At 58.3% G+C, this 20,532-nt stretch carries 16 protein-coding genes and 1 tRNA gene; 14 read left to right on the top strand and 3 right to left on the bottom strand.

The window, feature by feature from the left end:
- Nucleotides 1–3: 3 nt before the first annotated feature.
- Nucleotides 4–1,326: a PspC domain-containing protein gene (locus CQ012_RS05680; RefSeq protein ID WP_105656869.1), complete on the bottom strand. Its 1,323-nt coding sequence runs from the start codon at nucleotides 1,324–1,326 to the stop codon at nucleotides 4–6.
- 126 nt (nucleotides 1,327–1,452) lie between these two features.
- Here CQ012_RS05680 and CQ012_RS05675 point away from each other — a divergent pair, with 126 nt between their 5' ends.
- Nucleotides 1,453–2,706: an ATP-binding protein gene (locus CQ012_RS05675; protein WP_105656868.1), complete on the top strand. Its 1,254-nt coding sequence runs from the start codon at nucleotides 1,453–1,455 to the stop codon at nucleotides 2,704–2,706.
- A 4-nt stretch (nucleotides 2,707–2,710) separates the two neighbouring features.
- Nucleotides 2,711–3,379 carry a LuxR C-terminal-related transcriptional regulator gene (locus CQ012_RS05670; protein WP_105656867.1) on the top strand — a complete coding sequence of 223 codons (669 nt, stop codon included), beginning with the start codon at nucleotides 2,711–2,713 and terminating at the stop codon, nucleotides 3,377–3,379.
- A 75-nt stretch (nucleotides 3,380–3,454) separates the two neighbouring features.
- Here the strand turns inward: CQ012_RS05670 and CQ012_RS05665 are convergent, their stop codons facing one another.
- A complete protein-coding gene (locus CQ012_RS05665) occupies nucleotides 3,455–4,654 on the bottom strand; it encodes a pyridoxal phosphate-dependent aminotransferase (protein ID WP_105661541.1) in 1,200 nt (399 codons plus the stop codon).
- A gap of 268 nt (nucleotides 4,655–4,922) precedes the next feature.
- Here CQ012_RS05665 and CQ012_RS05660 point away from each other — a divergent pair.
- From CQ012_RS05660 to CQ012_RS05625, 8 genes are all read left to right on the top strand, one after another.
- Nucleotides 4,923–4,995, top strand: a tRNA-Trp gene (locus CQ012_RS05660).
- A 114-nt stretch (nucleotides 4,996–5,109) separates the two neighbouring features.
- A complete protein-coding gene (gene secE, locus CQ012_RS05655; protein WP_038992215.1) occupies nucleotides 5,110–5,358 on the top strand; it encodes a preprotein translocase subunit SecE in 249 nt (82 codons plus the stop codon).
- A 72-nt stretch (nucleotides 5,359–5,430) separates the two neighbouring features.
- Nucleotides 5,431–6,258 (top strand): transcription termination/antitermination protein NusG, encoded by an 828-nt coding sequence (gene nusG, locus CQ012_RS05650; protein ID WP_181148851.1) that lies wholly within the window; start codon nucleotides 5,431–5,433, stop codon nucleotides 6,256–6,258.
- Nucleotides 6,259–6,389: 131 nt separating this feature from the next.
- The gene (gene rplK, locus CQ012_RS05645) at nucleotides 6,390–6,821 is read left to right on the top strand and encodes a 50S ribosomal protein L11 (RefSeq protein ID WP_105657674.1); all 432 of its coding nucleotides are present in this window, start codon (nucleotides 6,390–6,392) and stop codon (nucleotides 6,819–6,821) included.
- A gap of 135 nt (nucleotides 6,822–6,956) precedes the next feature.
- Complete coding sequence (rplA, locus tag CQ012_RS05640) at nucleotides 6,957–7,661, top strand: 50S ribosomal protein L1 (RefSeq protein ID WP_105661540.1); 705 nt, start codon at nucleotides 6,957–6,959, stop codon at nucleotides 7,659–7,661.
- A gap of 557 nt (nucleotides 7,662–8,218) precedes the next feature.
- Nucleotides 8,219–8,740 (top strand): 50S ribosomal protein L10, encoded by a 522-nt coding sequence (rplJ, locus tag CQ012_RS05635; RefSeq protein ID WP_105657672.1) that lies wholly within the window; start codon nucleotides 8,219–8,221, stop codon nucleotides 8,738–8,740.
- Nucleotides 8,741–8,813: 73 nt separating this feature from the next.
- Nucleotides 8,814–9,188 carry a 50S ribosomal protein L7/L12 gene (gene rplL / locus CQ012_RS05630; protein ID WP_105657671.1) on the top strand — a complete coding sequence of 125 codons (375 nt, stop codon included), beginning with the start codon at nucleotides 8,814–8,816 and terminating at the stop codon, nucleotides 9,186–9,188.
- A 147-nt stretch (nucleotides 9,189–9,335) separates the two neighbouring features.
- The gene (locus CQ012_RS05625; RefSeq protein WP_105657670.1) at nucleotides 9,336–10,505 is read left to right on the top strand and encodes an acyltransferase family protein; all 1,170 of its coding nucleotides are present in this window, start codon (nucleotides 9,336–9,338) and stop codon (nucleotides 10,503–10,505) included.
- Here CQ012_RS05625 and CQ012_RS05620 read toward each other — a convergent pair.
- A complete protein-coding gene (locus CQ012_RS05620) occupies nucleotides 10,459–10,956 on the bottom strand; it encodes an aminoacyl-tRNA deacylase (RefSeq protein WP_105657669.1) in 498 nt (165 codons plus the stop codon). The genes CQ012_RS05625 and CQ012_RS05620 overlap by 47 nt on opposite strands.
- A gap of 614 nt (nucleotides 10,957–11,570) precedes the next feature.
- On the opposite strand from CQ012_RS05620, the gene rpoB reads away from it, so the two are divergent.
- The 4 genes from rpoB to rpsG all read left to right on the top strand — a co-directional run bounded on the left by rpoB (nucleotide 11,571) and on the right by rpsG (nucleotide 20,502).
- Entirely contained in the window at nucleotides 11,571–15,077 is a 3,507-nt protein-coding gene (rpoB, locus tag CQ012_RS05615; RefSeq protein WP_105657689.1) for a DNA-directed RNA polymerase subunit beta, read from the top strand.
- Nucleotides 15,078–15,174: 97 nt separating this feature from the next.
- Nucleotides 15,175–19,065: a DNA-directed RNA polymerase subunit beta' gene (locus CQ012_RS05610; protein ID WP_105657668.1), complete on the top strand. Its 3,891-nt coding sequence runs from the start codon at nucleotides 15,175–15,177 to the stop codon at nucleotides 19,063–19,065.
- Between the two features lie 592 nt (nucleotides 19,066–19,657).
- Nucleotides 19,658–20,032 (top strand): 30S ribosomal protein S12, encoded by a 375-nt coding sequence (rpsL, locus tag CQ012_RS05605; RefSeq protein WP_013349694.1) that lies wholly within the window; start codon nucleotides 19,658–19,660, stop codon nucleotides 20,030–20,032.
- Nucleotides 20,032–20,502 carry a 30S ribosomal protein S7 gene (rpsG, locus tag CQ012_RS05600; RefSeq protein WP_096256908.1) on the top strand — a complete coding sequence of 157 codons (471 nt, stop codon included), beginning with the start codon at nucleotides 20,032–20,034 and terminating at the stop codon, nucleotides 20,500–20,502. The genes rpsL and rpsG overlap by 1 nt, the downstream gene beginning before the upstream one ends.
- Nucleotides 20,503–20,532 lie beyond the last annotated feature (30 nt).

The following is a 20,532-nucleotide window of genomic DNA, read 5'->3' as shown; positions in this document are numbered from 1 at the left end:
TCCTTAGAAATCCGTGTTGCTGGGGTTCAGGATGCTGGGATCATCCACGGTCGTGGAGAACGAGGAAAAAACTCCGTCTACTTCAATGGTCAGCATTGGTGCATTTCCCGGCAAGGACCGCCGGTCCTGCGGCAGTTCCATATCCATTCCGGAAAGGAATGCGCCGTCGGTCTCGATCTTCACCGGAACATTCTCCGGCAGCAGCAGATCCATTCTGGAGAAGACCGAATCGATCTCCACCGTGGTGGGTTTGGTGATACTGCCCAGATGGGTCAGGTCAACCGTTGAGCTGCTGAAAACAGCGCTGTATTGGCTGTCGCTGCCGGTAGCCGATCGAACGAACCCGCGGGCAGATTCCTCGAAAGACGTAGCAGAGAAGATCACCGTCAGGACCAGCAATGGAATGGCCAAACCCAACAGGCCTCCACTGGTTCGCCCGGAGAGGGCCGCTAAGACAATGGTGATGCCAACAAGCAACAGGCCGCAAGCCAAAGCCACGGTCCAGCCCGAACCAGGCAAGGCCACGATATCCAGGTAGTCGGCCAGCATGACCACGGCGACCACCAGCACGGTAACGCCGAAGACGGTGGTGCCAAGCCAACCCGGAATCGGGCGGCTGATCGGCTTGCGATTCGCCTTGGCACTGTAGGCCTTCGTATATGCGGGATCCGGCGAATAGCTATTTTCGTATTGGCCCGCTGGGCCAGAATCACCTGAATTCATGGGGTGCTCCTTCATCGGCGCATCCGGGTAGTTCGTCCCGAACCCGCTAGCTACGCTCGCATTGAAACTCTGGGTGCCGTCCTCACGCCAAGGATGCTCCAACGCGGTGCTCTTCTCGGCAGCCCTTGGCGAGGCAGCAGAGCTGTCACCGGTCGCTGCCGGATTGCGAGCTTGGTCCGGACGCGCAAACCGGGTGTTCTTCCTGCTGAAGATAATGAATGCGATAGCCGCAACAATAGCCAGGGGCCACAGGACCGGTGCCAGCGAATCCAAGAACCAGGGAGCAGGGAAGATGCCCAGCGCTAAGATGATCACCGCGCCAGTCATGCCGCTGGTCCAGTTCCGGTTCACGGCACTTTCCAGATGCATTTTGCCTCCCGCATCAGGAAGCAACGCCCAAGCCAGTCCATAGAGCACCATGCCCAAGCCGCCTAGGACACCGAGCACCACGAAGATGCCGCGGATCAGCACTACATCGACCTTGAAATAATCGGCGATACCAGTTGCAACGCCACCGAGCCACTGCGAGTCCTGGCGAGTGATCGGTGATTTGCGCAGCTGGTCGTAAAAGCCGCGACGACGTTGAGAGCCTTCGTTGTTCATAGTCCAATGTTCTCGTGTGGCAGGGGTCCCGCGCTATGAGGGGATACCCTGAACTTCCCCTAGGGGTGCCCCTAGATCCGGTGATCAACCGGGAAGAAACGACAAGAACGTGCTTGACTTAGAACTATGGAAAGTCCTGAACGGCGTTTGATGGTGCGCAGCGAGAACCGGCTAATCGCCGGCGTCTGCGGCGGCCTCGCGGAGCACCTCGGCATCCCGCTGGGGTACGTGCGTATTGGGTTCCTGGGATTGTCCGCACTGGGCGGCATCGGCATTCTGCTCTACGCGTGGCTTTGGGTATTCGTCCCGAGCGCCGAAGAGGCGCACGCTGACGAGCTTCGCTCCTGGGGCACCAGATCACGCAGCCTTGCTGAAGAAATGAACCGGGTGCAGCAAGGCATCTTCCGTCCACGCGAAGGTTGGGAAAGGAACTCCACCTGGCGTGACACGCTGATCGGTGCGGGCCTGCTGGCGCTCGCCGTCATGGCTTATGGACAGTGGACCGGCTGGAATATCCGCTGGGATCTGATCTGGCCTACCTTGGGCGTGATTGCCGGTATTGTGCTGGCTTGGATCCAGTTCGATGAAGGTATCACCGAGCACAAGAAGCGCCCGTCATTGCCTTTCCTGCTGCGCCTGGCTTTTGGCCTGGTCCTGGTCATCGGCGGTCTGCTGGCCCTGCTGGGCAATACTGTCGGAGCCGCAGACCTGCTCGGCGGCTTGTGGGCGGCCTTGGCGATCATTGTCGGCGCACTCGTGGTCTTGCTTCCCTGGGGTACTCGGCTGTGGCGCGATTTCATCGCTGAACGGAGCTCGCGCCAGGCGGCGGCCCAACGTGCAGAGTTCGCGGCCCACCTGCACGACTCGGTCTTGCAGACCTTGGCAGTGATTCAAAAACGCAGTGAAGACCCAGCGGCGGTGAGAACCTTGGCACGTGTCCAAGAGCGTGAACTGCGCCAATGGCTGTACGGCAACCATGACCTTGATGATGAAGATGTAATCGTTGAGATCCAGCACGAGGCAAGCCACATCGAACAGCTGCTACTGCGTGATGTAGAAGTCATATCCGTAGGCAATGCTCAGGGCTTTGCCGGGCAGCAGGCACTGGTGGCCGCTAGCCGCGAGGCGATGATGAACGCAGCGAAGCATGCCGAGGGCAAGATTTCGGTATTCATCGAATGCTCGGCCGAACAAGTAGAAGTGTATGTGCGTGACCGCGGCACCGGTTTCGAAGTAGATGGAATACCGGCGGACCGGCACGGCGTCAGGGAATCAATCATTGGCCGCATGGAACGCGCAGGCGGCATGGCGCATATCCGGAGCGGTGAATCCGGAACTGAGGTGCAGCTGAGCATGCCACTGAACATGGAGGAAGAATAGAAACATGAACGCTGAGAACACCACCGAGAACTACCGTGTAGTGCTGGTGGATGACCACGCCATCTTCCGTTCCGGTTTACGTGCCGATTTGGCCCAGGACATCCAGATTGTCGGGGAAGCTGGCACCGTGGAGGGAGCCATCGAGGTGATCACCGAACAGCAACCGGATGTGGTGCTCCTGGATGTGCACCTGCCCGGTGGCCGCGGCGGGGGCGGGGCCGAAGTGCTCAAGGGGTGCACCGGGCTGCTGGGATCCACGCGTTTCCTGGCATTGAGCGTTTCCGACGCAGCACAGGACGTAGTGACGGTCATCCGTTCCGGTGCTCGCGGGTATGTCACCAAGAGCATTTCCGGGGCCGAAATTTCCGATGCAGTACGTCGCGTGGCCGGGGGAGATGCCGTGTTCTCGCCACGCTTGGCCGGGTTCGTCCTGGACGCCTTTGGCAGCAGCGGTCCGGTGGCAGAAATCGATGAGGAGCTGGATTTGCTCTCTGACCGCGAATTGCAAGTCATGCGTTTGATTGCCCGGGGATATAGCTATAAGGAAGTAGCCAAGGAACTGTTCATCTCGGTAAAGACCGTGGAATCGCATGTGTCCAATGTGCTGCGCAAGCTCCAGCTATCCAACCGCCACGAACTTACCCGTTGGGCTGTGGACCGCAAGATCCTCTAAACGGCACTGCGGCAAAAGCACAGAAGCCGGGCAGTCCATCATGGACTGCCCGGCTTCTTTGGCGGCGCTGTTTTTCTACTTGGCTTCGCCCAGCAGCTTGGCCATCCGTGCGACGCCTTCTTCGAGGTCAGCATCACCCAGTGCATATGACATGCGGATATAGCCGGAAGGGCCGAATGCTTCACCTGGAACGACGGCAACTTCTGCCTGTTCCAGGATGAAAGCAGCAAGTTCTGCACTGGTGTTGTTCACTACGCCGCGGATTTCGCGACCCAGCAGGCCTCGAACATCCGAATACGCGTAGAACGCGCCTTCCGGAGTAGGGCAGTGCAGGCCGTCAATCGCGTTCAGTGATTCGACGATGGCCAAGCGGCGACGGTTGAAGGCAACCTTCATGTCGTTCACGGCATCCAGCGGTCCGGCAACAGCAGCCAGGGCGGCTCGCTGCGATACGTTGGAAACGTTCGAGGTGGCGTGGGACTGCAGGTTGGTGGCGGCCTTGATGACATCCAGCGGACCTGCCATCCAACCCACGCGCCAGCCGGTCATTGCGTAGGTCTTTGCCACGCCGTTGAGGATGACAACTCGGTCTTCGAGCTCTGGGACCAAGGTCGCGATGGAGCTGAAAGTTGCATCGCCGTAGGTCAAGTGCTCGTAGATCTCATCGGTAACAACCCACAGCCCCTTGGAAGCAGCCCACTGGCCGATCTCGCGGACCTGCTCCGGGGTGTATACGGCACCGGTGGGGTTCGAAGGAGAAACGAACAGCAGCACCTTGGTGCGTTCGGTCAGTACGGATTCGAGCTGTTCGACGGTAACCTTGTAGCCCTGCTCCGGGCCGGCAAAGACCGATACGGCCTTGCCTCCGGCGAGCTGGATGGCTTCGGGATAGGTGGTCCAGTACGGAGCCGGAACGATGACCTCGTCACCTGGATCAAGCAGGGTTGCGAAGGTGTTGTACACCGCCTGCTTGCCGCCATTGGTGACCAGAACCTGGTTGGCCTTGAGCTCGTAGCCCGAATCGCGCATGGTTTTGGCGGCGATTGCTTCGCGCAGCTCGGGAAGGCCGGCTGCAGGGGAGTAGCGGTGGTTCTTTGGATCCTGGGCCGCCTTGACTGCTGCTTCGACAATGTAGCCAGGGGTTGGGAAGTCGGGTTCACCGGCACCGAAACCGATTACTGGTCGACCTGCTGCTTTAAGAGCCTTCGCCTTGGCATCTACTGCGAGAGTCGCGGATTCGGAAATTGCGCCGATGCGGCGAGAAATGCGAGACATTGGGGATTCGTCCTGAAGTCTATGGGGACAGCTGTTACACCTCAGTTTAGTTCGCAACCTTGCACTTCAGCATCACAATTTTGAAAATGACACAATAAGGTGCGCAACGGGGCGCGGGAATGCGTTCTGCGCCACACCGGAGGTTGTCAGTTCGACATTTCCGATTTCGTTGCGTAAAGTTATTTCTCGTTGCCGAGACATCGCAACGGACGAAGCTGAATGTTTTATCCGCTAAGATGTTCTAGGTGGGAGCGGTAAAAAGCTCCGAAGGGTAGTGGCGCAATTGGTAGCGCAGCGGTCTCCAAAACCGCAGGTTGCAGGTTCGAGTCCTGTCTGCCCTGCGCAATAGCGATTTATCGCTTAGCGAATTATCTCATCACGGTGTGTTGCAGTCGAATAGACTATGGCACACCGTGATTGTTTCAACTGGCCAAATTTTTGAAACGAGGAAGAACATGACCGAATCTGCTCTCAGCTCCGGTAAGGGTGGACAGAAGTTGGGTTTCTTTGCCCGGATCTTCTTGTTTTTCCGCCAGGTAATCGCAGAACTTAAGAAGGTAGTCACCCCGACCCGCAGTGAACTAGTGAATTATTTCCTGGTTGTTGTCGGTTTCGTGGTCGTGGTGATGCTGATCGTGACGGCCCTGGACTTCGTCTTTGGGCAGGGTTCGATCCTCCTGTTCACCAACAAGGTCGAACAGTAATTTTGTTGCCTCGGAGGTATGATTACCCCGAGGCAATTTAGTGTCATTCAGTCAAAGAAAGCAGGAGCTGCAGTGTCCGACAAGGAACTCGAACCGCAGATTAATGACGAGGTCGAAAACGAGTTCGTTGAAGCCGCCGGCGATCAGGTTGAGCCAGCTGTAGAAGCTGACGTCGACCCAACCGAAGCACCAGCACAGGACGCTGAAGACGCTCAGGTAATCGAAGGCGCAGCTGAAGAAGCTGAAGGCGAAGACAACGAAGCTGAAGAAGCCGAGGGCGAAGACAACGTAGCCAAGCTCAAGGAAGAATTCCGCGCTAAGCTCCGTCGTCTTCCAGGTGACTGGTTTGTCATTCACACCTACGCTGGTTACGAAAACCGCGTGAAGGTCAATCTTGAGACCCGTATCCAGACCCAGGACATGGATGAGTTCATCTTCGATATCCAGGTTCCAATGGAAGAGGTCGTCGAGGTCAAGAACACTCAGCGCAAGATCGTTCGCCGCGTGCGCATCCCGGGCTATGTCCTGGTCCGCATGGAGCTGACTGACGCGTCGTGGGGTGTTGTTCGACACACTCCAGGTGTCACTGGATTCGTTGGCAACGCCCACGATCCAAACCCACTGAGCCTTGACGAAGTGTTCTCCATGCTTGAGCACACCATCGTTGATCCAGTAGAGCAGCCATCGGCGTCCAAGCCAGGCCGTGCTCCAATTACTGAGGTCACCGTGGACTTCGAAGTCGGCGAATCGGTTATCGTCAATGACGGACCGTTCGAAACGATGCCCGCAACCATCTCGGAGATCAAGCTGGATGCCGCACAGCTGGTCGTACTGGTTTCGATCTTCGAACGTGAAACCCCAGTGACCCTGAACTTCAACCAGGTCACCAAGATCCAGTAGTATTAAGTCTTCGTGCCCTCGCATCGGTCGCTTATCGATGCGAGGGTACGCTTGGCTGTCGCGCCACGATAGCCAGATCCCCGTGCCACGCTCCTGTGCCACGGGAAACGCAAGAGTAAGAAGGACCCGACATGGCCCCAAAGAAAAAGGTCACCGGACTCATCAAGCTGCAGATCCAGGCAGGTGCTGCTAACCCAGCTCCTCCAATCGGTCCAGCCCTTGGTCAGCACGGCGTCAACATCATGGAATTCTGCAAGGCTTACAACGCAGCGACCGAGTCGCAGCGCGGTAACGTTGTTCCAGTTGAGATCACCGTATACGAAGACCGTTCGTTCACTTTCATCACCAAGACTCCTCCTGCAGCTGAGCTGATCAAGAAGGCAGCTGGCATTGCAAAGGGTTCGGGTGTTCCGCACACCGACAAGGTTGCTAACCTGACCCAGGCTCAGGTTGAGGAAATCGCCACCACCAAGATGGCTGACCTGAACGCAAATGACCTGGCTGCTGCAGCCAAGATCATCGCCGGCACCGCCCGCTCCATGGGCGTGACCGTAGAAGGCTAATCCCGCCTTCCGCTGTTCACACGCTGGATAGCACTCAAGAATTCAATCTAAGGCGAAACGGTCATCCGATCGATTCGCCCGTGGCAGGACCCCGCGCGGTCCATATGACCACGACTGCATAAGGAGAAAACGCAGATGGCAAAGCGCAGCAAAGCATACGTAGCCGCCGCGGCTAAGATCGATGCCGACAACAACGTCTACGCTCCAGCCGAGGCAATTGCCCTGGCTAAGGAGACCGCAGGCGATAAGACCAACTCGACCGTTGAGGTTGCTTTCCGCCTGGGTGTTGACCCACGTAAGGCTGACCAGATGGTTCGCGGTACCGTAAACCTTCCACACGGCACCGGCAAGACCGCCCGCGTGGTTGTTTTCGCTAACGGTGACAAGGCAGAAGCAGCTCGCGAAGCTGGCGCCGACTTCGTTGGCTCGGACGACCTGATCGAAAAGATCCAGGGCGGCTGGACCGACTTCGACGCAGCAGTTGCAACCCCTGACCTGATGGGCAAGGTTGGCCGCTTGGGTAAGGTACTGGGTCCTCGTAACCTGATGCCAAACCCTAAGACCGGCACCGTGACCATGGATGTGGCCAAGGCTGTAACCGACATCAAGGGCGGCAAGATCGACTTCCGCGTCGACAAGCACTCGAACCTGCACTTCATCATTGGCAAGGTTTCGTTCGACGCAAAGCAGCTGACCGAGAACTACGCAGCAGCTCTGGAAGAGGTTATGCGCCTGAAGCCTTCGGCTTCGAAGGGTCGCTACATCTCGAAGGCAACCATCGCTACCACCTTCGGTCCAGGTATTCCTGTTGACGCGAACGTAACCCGCGTTGAGGCCTAAGTCTAGTAGCTAACTAGCTTGAGGGAGCATGCCGATAATCGGCATGCTCCCTTCCTTTTTAAGCGAGGAATCTGCGCGATGGCCACGGCTGCTGGAAAGCGTATTCATGTTTCGTACCAGCCTGTAGCCGATGATAAGCTTTGACTACCGAGTATCTCGGTCATCCGCGTATGGATCCCCCAAGGCCCTACGCGGATGAGATACGAAAGTTTCCCCAAAACTTTTGTATCGGCGGGACTTACTACTAGCGTTCCCCAAGCGTTGGTAAATGAGTCCCGCCATTCTAATTTAATTCCCCTAGTGACCAGGATCATGAGATTGGCTCCGGCTTCGATTTGCTGTGGGCTGGAGTGCTCCTATAAACTAGAAATACCGAAGACCGTCGGTCGAGCATTTGGTTTCCAACTGCTCCTAAAGATCCGCAAGGATGACCAACGCAGGTTACATAGATTTTTTGACTTTGAATAAGTTGAAACGCCCTGTGCTCCTGCGCGGGGCTATTTTTATGGCCTCGCCGGTTTTGAAACGGTACCGAACAAATCCCCGGAAGGAGTGTTATGGCAACCCCAAGCAAGACTGCAGCGATTGAAGAAATCACCGCGGAATTCAATGATTCGTCGGCGGCTGTCTTGACCGAATACCGTGGGCTTACCGTTGCACAGCTCAAGGATCTGCGCCGCTCGCTTGGTCAGGAGACCAAGTACGCAGTCGTAAAGAACACCTTGACCGCAATCGCAGCGAAGAACGCTGGCATCGATGCTTTCGATGAACAGCTTTCTGGTCCAACCGCAATCGCCTTCATTAAGGGCGATGCAGTTGCTGCCGCTAAGAGCCTCACGGAATTCGCCAAGACTAACGAAAAGCTGGTCATCAAGACCGGTTGGTTCGAAGGTAAGGCACTGGACCAGAGCGGCATCGCTGCTTTGGCTGCGCTGGAATCCCGCGAAACTCAGCTCGCCCGCGTTGCGGCAGTGCTGCTGGCTCCAGCTTCCGCTGCTGCCCGCGCTGTCGAAGCTCTGCGTGCAAAGCTCGACGAGAACGGTGGCGAAGCTGCCGAGGAAGCTCCGGCAGAAGCCTAAGCTTTCGAGTTCTCTCGCAACGTAAACCCAAATTCATCGGCCCTCAAGGCCAAAAACCGAAAGGACGCCCACCATGGCGAAGCTCAGCAACGAAGAGCTGCTTTCCGCATTCAAGGAAATGACCATCATCGAACTGTCCGAGTTCGTTAAGGAATTCGAAGAGACCTTCGACGTAACCGCTGCTGCTGTTGCAGTTGCTGGTCCAGCTGCAGGCGGCGAAGCTGCTGCTGAAGAGCAGACCGAATTCGACGTAGTCCTCGAGTCGGCCGGCGACAAGAAGATCGCAGTTATCAAGGAAGTTCGCGCACTGACTTCCCTGGGCCTGAAGGAAGCTAAGGAGCTCGTTGACGCTGCTCCAAAGGCTCTGCTTGAGGGTGTTGCAAAGGACGCTGCCGAGAAGGCTAAGGAAGCTCTGGAAGCTGCCGGCGCTACCGTCACCGTTAAGTAAGTACAGCGGTCACTCGCAACTTATTGCCAAAGGTCCACAGACGAAAGTCTGTGGGCCTTTGGTCGTTAAGCTGGGAAGTCCATAGCAATTGTTTTATAACGTTTCTATTAACAGCGTTTATTCAAGTTCATTGTTTACAGTGAAAATGTGTCAAAAACCGTAGCTACCCAGAACCAGAAACCAGCACCGCGGCTAGGGCTCCTAGACGCATTGAGGATTACAGCTGCGCTAATTGTCGTCCTGTACCACTACACCGCATGGGGACATGATCACTGGGGGAGGCAGGCCGCAGAGTTCTGGCCAGTACTCTCCGAATTCACCCGTTACGGACAGCTGGGTGTACAGCTATTCTTCCTCATCTCGGGCTTCGTTATCCTGATGTCCCTCCAGGGAAAGAACGTCATTGGTTTCATCGGCTCGCGTGTGGGCCGCCTCTACCCGGCCTACTGGCTCGCGGTACTCGCAGCAACAGTACTCTCGCTTGGGATCTGGCCTTCCGGCAACGAGGGACGCTCGGCCAGTGATATTCTGCCCAACCTGAGCATGATGCAGGCTGGATTCGGCGTCACCGATATGGACGGTGTCTATTGGACACTTTGGGTCGAGTTGCGTTTCTACGTGTTGCTCGCAGCGCTCTTGTCCATGGGCTTCGTGAAGAACAAGCACATCCTCTTGCTCTCTGCCATTTGGCCCGCTCTGGGCCTGTATCTGCATTTCACAAGCTTGGACAAGCTGCAGGAATGGATTGCCGGGCAGTATGCGGCCCTGTTCGCAGCCGGCATGGTGCTCTTCTTGATCTATCAAAGCGGCCACAGCATTCTGCGGTGGTCCATGGTCGCAGGCAATACTGCCATCGCCGCATTTTTCACCGGCATCAAGGGGCGCAGTGACGCGGACTTGCTCTCCGGGATGGATATCCCGGCCTGGCATTTCCAGCTGCTGACCGTCCTGTGCGTAGCTCTGCTGGCGGTGTGCACCCTGACTCCGCTCAAGAACGTCCAGGGCAAATGGCTGGCTGTGGCCGGTTCATTGACTTACCCGCTGTACCTCGTGCACCAGTTGTGGGGTTGGTGGCTAATCAACCAGCTGCACGGTTTCGTGAACAAGTACGTGCTGCTGGCCGGTTTGCTGGTGCTGATGCTAGGAATTGCCTACCTGGTGGCACGCTTCGTCGAGCAGCCGCTTGGTCTGCCGCTGCGCAACGCGACGATCAAGGGATTGACCGAGTCGCAGGCCTGGGCCAAGAAGGCATTGGCTAAGCCAGGGCTGGTTATTCCGGAGTCGAAATATCAGCAATCGTGGCATCAAATCCGCTAACCAAATCCTTGGCGCGAACCAGCAGTCCATGGGCTCGGTCCCCGCTGCCCAGTCCTATCTGTTCCGATACGGGCTCTTCGAAGACGCTGGCATCGATGTAGACAGGCAGTACCGTGTGCGAGCCAAAAGGCGTAATGGTTCCGCTCTCGTAGTGCGTGACATCCCAAGCGATATCTGAAGATGGCAGGGAGAGCTTATTGACGCCCATGACTCCGCGCAGCTTCGCCCAGTCCAGTTTCCGCCCGCCGGGGATCAGCGCGAAGACAAAGGTGCCGTCTGTGCGTTTGATAACCAGCGTCTTGAGCAAGGCCGAGGCCGAGATTCCCAAGGCGTCCGCAGCCTCTTCCAGCGAGCGGACCTTGTCGCGCGGCACAATCTCGATTGGGATGTTCCGGCGCGAGGCGTCCAGGGTAACTCGGGTCAGTGCTTCATCTGACTGCAGCTTATTCACTTCGTCTCCTAACCGTGGATGTTTGCTCGATCATAGCTAGTGGCGAAAGAAGAAGCCACCGGACACACGAGGTCGCAAAGGCTTATATCTGCTGGGGGAGCGTGTAGCTTCAAGCCTCCCCGATACCCGGAAAAAAATCTCCAAGAACGTTCGCCATGCGGCTGAAGCGGAGAAAAATTGGGGTTTCTGATGCCTGCTGAGGAGAATGTGACAGAAAGCATAACGTTGCCTGATGCCCGGAATCCGGAGACTGCGTTCAGCGGGCCAAGACCTTTGGCAATTCGCAAGAATCCGCGAAAACAAGGGTATCAGTTGGGAAAATGCATGCACTTTTCGGTGCGCGGTACGACCGGGTTGCGCGCTGGCGCGGTGCTTGGAAACCTGAGTGGCAGCCCGCGCGAAAGTGGGGGCGAAAACTATAGCACGAATTTCTGCACCGAGTATCGACAACCGGATTTTCCTCCGGTAGAGTAGAAATTTGCGCCTTGCTGTTTGCGCGCGCGGCCTTCATATAGCGGTGGGTTCGTGCGGACGAAAAAAGAGGAACTGTCCTATGGCAGGAACCTTAGCACGGTAAGCGTTCGGAAACCTGACGGTCTTTGGAAGGATCCATCTTGGTCGCCTCGAGCAACCCTAACAACCAAACCGCTAGTTCGGCTCGCGATGCTGCATACGCTGGCCGACTTTCTTTTGCAAAGATTCACGAACCCCTTGAAGTGCCTAACCTGCTGGCATTGCAGACCGAGAGCTTTGACCGCCTCGTCGGCAACCAGAACTGGGTAGAGCGCCTGGCCAAGGCAGAAGCCGCTGGTGACTTCAGCGTGCCCAACACCTCGGGCCTGGCAGAAATCTTCGAGGAAATCTCCCCAATCGAGGACTTCCAGGACACCATGTCCTTGAGCTTCTCGGATCCGGAGTTCGCTGATCCTAAGTACTCGATCGCAGAGTGCAAGGACCGCGACGCCACCTACGCGGCACCGCTGTATGTCAAGGCCGAATTCATGAATAATGAAACCGGCGAAATCAAGCAGCAGACCGTGTTCATGGGCGATTTCCCGCTGATGAGCGAAAAGGGCACCTTCATCATCAACGGCACCGAGCGTGTCGTTGTGTCCCAGCTGGTTCGCTCCCCAGGTGCGTACTTCGAGTCCACGCCGGACAAGACCAGTGACAAGACGATCTTCTCGGCACGTATCATCCCATCGCGTGGTGCATGGTTCGAGCTGGAAATCGACAAGCGCGACCAGATCGGCGTACGCCTTGATCGCAAGCGCAAGCAGTCGGTCACCGTCTTGCTCAAGGCCCTTGGCTGGAGCGAAGAGCAGATCCTGTCCGAGTTCGGCCAGTACGATTCGATGCGCGCAACCTTGGAAAAGGACAGCATCAAGGATCAGAACGAAGCCTTGCTGGACATCTACCGCAAGCTGCGTCCAGGCGAGCCTCCTACGGTTGAGGCCGCCCAGGCACTGCTGAAGAACATGTACTTCGAGCCTAAGCGCTACGACCTGGCAAAGGTTGGCCGCTACAAGATCAACCGCAAGCTGGGCGTGGAGACTCCGGTCAACGCCGAGAACGCTTCGGTGCTCTCGCTGGACGACCTGGTAGCGATGATCCGCTACCTCGTTGCGCTGCACGCAGGCGAGAAGACTGTTCAGGGCACCCGCAAGGGCGAGATCGTTGACGTTCCTGTCAACGTCGACGACATCGACCACTTCGGCAACCGCCGCATCCGCGCCGTGGGCGAACTGATCGAGAACCAGGTCCGCACCGGCCTGTCCCGCATGGAGCGTGTTGTGCGCGAGCGCATGACCACCCAGGACGTCGAGGCGATCACCCCGCAGACCCTGATCAACATCCGCCCTGTTGTGGCTGCCATCAAGGAGTTCTTCGGAACCTCGCAGCTTTCGCAGTTCATGGACCAGAACAACCCGCTGGCCGGCCTGACCCACAAGCGCCGCTTGTCGGCTCTGGGCCCGGGCGGCCTGTCCCGTGACCGCGCAGGCATGGAAGTACGAGACGTCCACCCGTCCCACTACGGACGCATGTGCCCAATTGAAACCCCGGAAGGCCCGAACATCGGCCTGATCGGTTCGTTGGCTACCTACGGACGCATCAACTCCTTCGGCTTCATCGAAACCCCGTACCGCCGCGTCGCCAATGGCGTCGTGTCCAACGAGGTCGACTACCTGACCGCCGATGACGAGCTGCAGCACTACATCGCACAGGCCAACGCGCCTCTGGATGAGAACGGCCGCTTCGTTGAAGAGACCGTTCTGGTTCGCGAAAAGGGCGGTGGCGGCGAGCCTGTCATCGTCGATTCCGCTGAAGTGACCTTCATGGACGTTTCGCCGCGCCAGATGGTTTCGGTGGCAACCGCGCTGATTCCATTCCTCGAGCACGACGATGCCAACCGCGCACTGATGGGCGCCAACATGCAGCGCCAGGCTGTGCCGCTGCTGAAGTCCGAGCGTCCGCTGGTGGGTACCGGCATGGAGAAGTTCGCCGCGGTTGACGCCGGCGACTCCGTTGTCGCCGCCAAGCCAGGCGTGGTCACCGAGGTATCTGCTGACCTGGTTGTCGTCATGAACGATGACGGCACCGAGTCGATGTACCCGATCATGAAGTTCGCCCGCTCGAACCAGGGCAACGCCTACAACCAGCGCGTTCGCGTGTCCGAAGGCGACCGCCTGGAATACCAGTCGATCATCGCTGACGGTCCTTCGACCGACTCCGGCGAGCTGTCGCTGGGCAAGAACCTGCTCGTGGCATTCATGTCCTGGGAAGGCTACAACTACGAGGATGCGATCATCCTCTCCCAGCGCATGATCTTCGACGACGTACTCACCTCGATTCACATCGAAGAGCACGAAGTCGATGCCCGCGACACCAAGCTCGGTGCCGAGGAAATCACCCGCGACATCCCGAATGTCTCGGAAGACATCCTCTCCCAGCTCGATGACCGCGGCATCGTCTACATCGGTGCCGAGGTCGAGGCCGGCGACGTGCTGGTAGGCCGTGTCACCCCTAAGGGCGAGACCGAACTGACCCCGGAAGAGCGCCTGCTGCGTGCCATCTTCGGTGAGAAGTCGCGCGAAGTGCGCGACACCTCGCTGAAGGTTCCGCACGGCGAGTCCGGCACCGTCATTGGTGTTCGCATCTTCGACCGCGACAACGACGATGACCTTTCCCCTGGTGTCAACCAGCTGGTCCGCGTCTACGTTGCCCAGAAGCGCAAGATCTCGATCGGCGACAAGCTCGCAGGTCGCCACGGTAACAAGGGTGTCATCTCGCGCATCATGCCGCTGGAAGACATGCCATTCCTGGAAGACGGCACCCCGCTGGATGTCATCCTGAACCCGCTAGGTGTGCCAGGTCGTATGAACGTCGGCCAGGTTATGGAAATCCACCTGGGTTGGGCTGCCAAGCAGGGCTGGAAGATCGAAGGCGAGCCTGAATGGGTCCGCGATCTGCCGAACCTGCCACGCGAGTCCGGTTCCACCACCGTGGCAACCCCGGTCTTCGATGGCGCTTCCGAAGAGGAAATCCGCGGCATCCTGGATTCGACCAGCAAGACCCGTGACGGTGTGCGCCTGATTGGCAACTCCGGCAAGGCGAAGCTGTTCGACGGCCGCTCCGGCGACCCGCTGCCGGATCCGGTTTCCGTGGGCTACATGTACATCTTGAAGCTCCACCACCTGGTGGACGACAAGATCCACGCCCGTTCCACCGGTCCATACTCCATGATCACCCAGCAGCCACTGGGCGGTAAGGCCCAGTTCGGTGGCCAGCGCTTCGGCGAGATGGAAGTTTGGGCACTGGAAGCATACGGTGCCGCTTACACACTGCAGGAAATCCTGACCATCAAGTCGGATGATATCCACGGCCGCGTGAAGGTCTACGAAGCTATCGTCAAGGGCGAGAACGTTCCAGAGCCTGGTGTTCCAGAATCGTTCAAGGTGCTCATCAAGGAAATGCAGTCGCTGTGCTTGAACGTCGAGGTACTCGGTACCGACGGCAACACTATCGAAATGCGTGAGTCGGACGAGGAATCGTTCCGCGCCGCTGAAGAGCTGGGCATCGACCTTTCACGGTCGGAGCCGAACTCCGTAGAGGAAGTGTAATCTGGCGCCCTGCCTGCAGGACCTGCAGGCAGCGGCGGCAAATTCCCACCCTCATTCGTATCGACTTCAGACACCACAGAAGAGAGAAAAGGACCATATGTCCAGCGATTCCTCATTCGGCCTCATGCGAATCAACCTTGCCACCGCGGATGAAATCCGTGGATGGAGCTACGGCGAGGTCAAGAAGCCGGAAACCATTAACTACCGCACCCTGAAGCCGGAGAAGGACGGTCTTTTCTGCGAAAAGATCTTCGGCCCTTCCCGCGACTGGGAATGCTACTGCGGCAAGTACAAGCGCGTGCGCTTCAAGGGCATCATCTGCGAGCGTTGCGGCGTCGAGGTGACCCGCGCGAACGTACGCCGTGAGCGCATGGGCCACATCGAGCTGGCAGCTCCTGTGACCCACATCTGGTACTTCAAGGGCGTTCCATCGCGCTTGGGCTACCTGCTCGATCTGGCTCCGAAGGACCTCGAAAAGGTCATCTACTTCGCTGCCTACATGATCACCGGTGTCGACGAAGCACGCCGCCACGCCGAAATGCCTAACCTGCAGGCCCAGCACGACCTGGAACTGCGCAACCTTGCGAACAACTCGGAAGCTGACAAGAAGGCTGTTGCAGCCGACCTGGAAGCCGAGCTGGAGCGCATGGAAGCTGACGGCGCCAAGAATGCCGAGCTGAACAAGGCCCGCACCTTGGCCGAGAAGACTGTTCTGCAGATCGACAAGCGCGCCAAGGCCGAAGCCGAGCGCCTGCGTGCGGTCTGGGAGCGCTTCAAGAACCTGAAGGTCGCCGACCTCGAAGGCGACGAAGGCCTGTACCGCACCATGCGTGAGAAGTACGGACTGTTCTTCGAAGGCTCCATGGGTGCAGAAGCTATCCAGAAGCGCCTTGAGAACTTCGATCTGGCGGCTGAAGCTGAAGAGCTGAAGACCATCATCGAAAACGGCAAGGGCCAGAAGAAGGCTCGTGCGCTCAAGCGCCTGAAGGTCGTCAACGCGTTCCTTGTCAACGGCAACTCGCCTAAGGGCATGGTCCTTGACGCCGTTCCGGTGATCCCGCCAGAACTGCGCCCGATGGTCCAGCTCGACGGTGGCCGTTTCGCTACCTCGGATCTGAACGACCTGTACCGCCGCGTGATCAACCGCAACAACCGCCTCAAGCGCCTGCTTGATCTCGGTGCGCCAGAGATCATCGTGAACAACGAAAAGCGCATGATGCAGGAAGCTGTTGACTCGCTGTTCGATAACGGCCGTCGTGGCCGTCCGGTGACCGGGCCAGGCAACCGCCCGCTGAAGTCCCTGAGCGACATGCTCAAGGGCAAGCAGGGTCGTTTCCGCCAGAACCTGCTGGGCAAGCGCGTTGACTACTCGGGCCGTTCGGTCATCGTTGTCGGCCCGCAGCTGAAGCTGCACCAGTGCGGTCTGCCAAAGCAGATGGCCCTGGAGCTGTTCAAGCCTTTCGTGATGAAGCGCCTGGTTGACCTCAACCACGCACAGAACATCAAGTCGGCTAAGCGCATGGTCGAGCGTTACCGCCCGCAGGTTTGGGATGTTCTCGAAGAGATCATCACCGAGCACCCGGTACTGCTCAACCGTGCACCTACCCTGCACCGCTTGGGTATCCAGGCCTTCGAACCACAGCTGATCGAAGGCAAGGCCCTGCAGCTGCACCCATTGGTTTGCGGCGCGTTCAACGCTGACTTCGACGGTGACCAGATGGCAGTTCACCTGCCGCTGAGCCCAGAAGCACAGGCTGAAGCCCGTATCTTGATGCTGTCCTCGCACAACATCTTGAAGCCTTCCGATGGCCGCCCAGTGGCACAGCCTTCGCAGGATATGATCATCGGATTGCACCACTTGACCACCAAGCGTGCAACCGAAAAGGGCGCCGGCCGCGTGTTCGCTACCGTATCCGAGGCCATCATGGCCAAGGATCTGGGCGAACTGCACCTGAACGCACCGATCAAGGTCCGCGTGGAGAACTTCGTTCCTTCCGCAGACCAGCCAGCCCCTGAGGGCTGGGAGCCAGGTACCCCGGCATTGCTGGATACCTCGCTTGGCCAGGTGCTGTTCAACGACACCCTGCCTGCGGACTACCCATGGGTAGCCACCGTAGCGGGCAAGGATGCGCTCTCGGAGATCGTCAACGATCTGGCAGAGCGCTACCCGAAGATCATTGCCGCAGCTACCCTGGATAACCTGAAGGACGCCGGTTTCTACTGGTCGACCCGCTCGGGTGTCACCGTGGCGATCTCGGACATTACCTCGAACATGGATAAGGCAGCCATCTTGGCTCCTTACGAGGTAAAGGCCGCCAAGGTCCAGGCTTCCTACGACAAGGGCCTGATTGCAGATACCGAGCGCCGCCAGGACCTGATCGACATCTGGACCAAGGCTACCGACGAGGTAGCCGAGGCAATGAAGAACGGCATGGAAGAGCTGAACACCATTAACCGAATGGTGACTTCCAAGGCTCGTGGTAACTACCTGCAATTGCGTCAGATCGCGGGTATCCGTGGTCTGGTGTCCAACCCTAAGGGTGAAATTATTCCTCGCCCGATCAAGTCTTCCTACCGTGAAGGCCTGTCGGTTCTGGAGTACTTCATCGCGACCCACGGTGCCCGTAAGGGCCTGGCGGATACCGCGCTGAAGACCGCTAACTCGGGTTACCTGACCCGTCGTCTGGTGGACGTTTCGCAGGATGTTATCGTTCGCGAAGAGGACTGCGGCACCAAGCGCGGCTTGACCGTTGCCATTGCAGATAACTCTGCCGGCATCCGCGTCAAGCACGAGACCGTGGAGAACTCGGCGTACACCCGTACGCTGGCTACCGACGTCAAGAACGCTGAAGGCACCGTGCTGGCTACCGCCGGTTCGGATGTCGGCGACGTGCTGATCGACGAGCTGTACGCTGCAGGCGTGGATGAAATCCGCGTTCGCTCCGTGCTGACCTGCGACTCGGCTGTTGGAACCTGTGCTCTGTGCTACGGCCGTTCGCTGGCCAGCGGCAAGACCGTGGACATCGGCGAGGCTGTTGGCATTATCGCCGCGCAGTCCATCGGCGAGCCTGGTACCCAGCTGACCATGCGTACCTTCCACACCGGTGGTGTAGCGTCGGCTGACGATATCACCCAGGGTCTGCCTCGTATCCAGGAACTGTTCGAAGCCCGTACCCCTAAGGGTGTGGCTCCGATGTCCGAGGTTGCCGGTCGCGTGTCGATCGAAGACGACGAGAAGCAGCTGCGTGTTGTAGTTACTCCAGACAACGGCGACGAGAAGCAGGCCTACCCGGTTCTGCGCCGTGCTCGCCTGTTGGTTGAAGAGGGCGAAAGCATCGTTGCCGGTACCCAGCTCACCAGCGGTACCTTGGATCCGAAGCAGGTTCTTCGAGTCCTCGGCCCACGTGAGGCACAGAAGTTCCTGGTCCGCGAGGTCCAGGATGTGTACCAGTCCCAGGGTGTAGGCATCCACGATAAGCACGTGGAAGTCATCGTCCGCCAGATGCTGCGCCGCGTCACCGTCATCGAGTCCGGCGAGACCGACTTGCTGCCAGGCGAGTTGGCCGATCGTTCGCGCTTCACCGCTGCGAACCGCAAGGCCGTTTCGGAAGGCCAGCGTCCAGCTGCCGGCCGTGACGAGCTGATGGGCATCACCAAGGCATCGCTGGCCACCGATTCGTGGCTGTCGGCTGCTTCCTTCCAGGAAACCACTCGCGTCCTGACCCAGGCTGCGATGGAAGGCAAGGAAGATCCACTGCGCGGTCTGAAGGAAAACGTGATCATCGGTAAGCTGATCCCGGCCGGTACCGGTCTGGATCGCTACACCCAGGTCAACGTCGAGCCAACCGATGAAGCAAAGGCAACTTTGTTCACCGGCACCTCGGCCTTCTCTTCGGGCCTGTACGACGATGCGCTGGAAGGCGGGCTGTCGCCTGAATTCCGTGCCATCTCGATGGACGACTACGACCACGGCTCGGACTTCCGCTAAACCGGAAGCACTGTCACCGTAAGGTAGTTTGACCCAATGCCTGCCCGCACACTGTGCGGGCAGGCATTGGGCGTTTAACCGCCACAGTTCCCAGTGGTCTGCGTTCCGGGGCCTGCGCGCAACACGGGGTGAAAATAGTAGTCGATGAATCCACTGGGAGATTTAGGAACTAGTATTCGCCTTGATGCGGATCCGCTGGCAAGCCGGCAGCGGACATCCGCGGATTCAGGTGGTTTTCATCTGGCGGTCCCGTGGCGTTCAGCTGGGGTCGATAGCGTAGTCACTACCCAAACCGTCTCGATGGCGGCGGGGGCCAAGAGTGGCCTGGTCGGTGAGATAGCTTACTGTACATGGTGGCTCGGTGGATTAATGCTAGACTGAGATCAATTGTTTTATGTGTGGCAAAATGGACTCCGTCCGGGTTGCGGGTAGGTTGCGCAACGAATGCCACACTTTCGCACGCCTAGGGACTTTTGATTCTGAGTGCGCGGTAAAGCAAGCAGCTAGCTACATTGCGAAGCGCTAAAACTTTTCTAGGCTTAGGCGTTTTCGTCGTGTTGCCGAAGAACTTAGACAATGGAAGGACACGAAAGTGCCTACTATTCAGCAGCTGGTCCGCAAGGGCCGCTCGCCTAAGGTCGTCAAGACCAAGGCCCCTGCCCTTAAGGGCAACCCAATGCGCCGTGGCGTGTGCACCCGTGTGTACACCACCACCCCGAAGAAGCCAAACTCGGCTCTGCGTAAGGTCGCACGTGTGCGCCTTGCCGGTGGCGTCGAAGTGACCGCTTACATTCCAGGTGTCGGACACAATCTGCAGGAACACTCCATCGTGCTCGTTCGCGGTGGTCGTGTAAAGGACCTTCCAGGTGTTCGCTACAAGATTGTTCGTGGTGCTCTGGATACCCAGGGTGTGAAGGATCGTAAGCAGGCTCGTTCCCGCTACGGTGCAAAGAAGGATGGTAAGTAATGCCTCGTAAGGGTCCGGCGCCAAAGCGCCCACTAGTTTCTGATCCAGTCTTCGAATCCCCATTGGTCACCCAGCTGATCAACAAGGTTCTCGTAGACGGCAAGAAGTCCACTGCAGAGCGCATTGTTTACGGTGCACTCGAAGGTGCCGCAGCAAAGTCCGGCGCCGACGCTGTTTCGACCCTCAAGAAGGCTATGGACAACATCCGTCCAGCCCTCGAGGTTCGTTCCCGCCGCGTCGGTGGCGCTACCTACCAGGTTCCTGTTGAGGTCAAGCCAGGCCGTGCAACCGCACTGGCTCTGCGCTGGCTGGTTGGCTACTCGAAGGCTCGCCGCGAGAAGACCATGATCGAGCGTTTGATGAACGAGATCCTGGACGCATCGAACGGTCTGGGTGCCGCTGTGAAGCGTCGCGAAGACACTCACAAGATGGCCGAGTCCAACAAGGCCTTCGCACACTACCGCTGGTAAGAACCGCTCGGAAAAGCTGGGCATCAACCG

It is taken from the genome of Arthrobacter sp. MYb214 (assembly GCF_002979865.1).
Taxonomy (GTDB): domain Bacteria; phylum Actinomycetota; class Actinomycetes; order Actinomycetales; family Micrococcaceae; genus Glutamicibacter.
Note: the sequence above shows the minus strand (reverse complement) of the source record. Positions and strands in the feature narration are given on the sequence as shown.

Coding starts and splice junctions, on each gene's coding strand:
- CQ012_RS05680 (WP_105656869.1), bottom strand. CDS start 1,326: ATGAACAACGAAGGCTCTCAACGTCGTCGCGGCTTTTACGACCAGCTG.
- CQ012_RS05675 (WP_105656868.1), top strand. CDS start 1,453: ATGGAAAGTCCTGAACGGCGTTTGATGGTGCGCAGCGAGAACCGGCTA.
- CQ012_RS05670 (WP_105656867.1), top strand. CDS start 2,711: ATGAACGCTGAGAACACCACCGAGAACTACCGTGTAGTGCTGGTGGAT.
- CQ012_RS05665 (WP_105661541.1), bottom strand. CDS start 4,654: ATGTCTCGCATTTCTCGCCGCATCGGCGCAATTTCCGAATCCGCGACT.
- secE (WP_038992215.1), top strand. CDS start 5,110: ATGACCGAATCTGCTCTCAGCTCCGGTAAGGGTGGACAGAAGTTGGGT.
- rplK (WP_105657674.1), top strand. CDS start 6,390: ATGGCCCCAAAGAAAAAGGTCACCGGACTCATCAAGCTGCAGATCCAG.
- rplA (WP_105661540.1), top strand. CDS start 6,957: ATGGCAAAGCGCAGCAAAGCATACGTAGCCGCCGCGGCTAAGATCGAT.
- rplJ (WP_105657672.1), top strand. CDS start 8,219: ATGGCAACCCCAAGCAAGACTGCAGCGATTGAAGAAATCACCGCGGAA.
- rplL (WP_105657671.1), top strand. CDS start 8,814: ATGGCGAAGCTCAGCAACGAAGAGCTGCTTTCCGCATTCAAGGAAATG.
- CQ012_RS05610 (WP_105657668.1), top strand. CDS start 15,175: ATGTCCAGCGATTCCTCATTCGGCCTCATGCGAATCAACCTTGCCACC.
- rpsG (WP_096256908.1), top strand. CDS start 20,032: ATGCCTCGTAAGGGTCCGGCGCCAAAGCGCCCACTAGTTTCTGATCCA.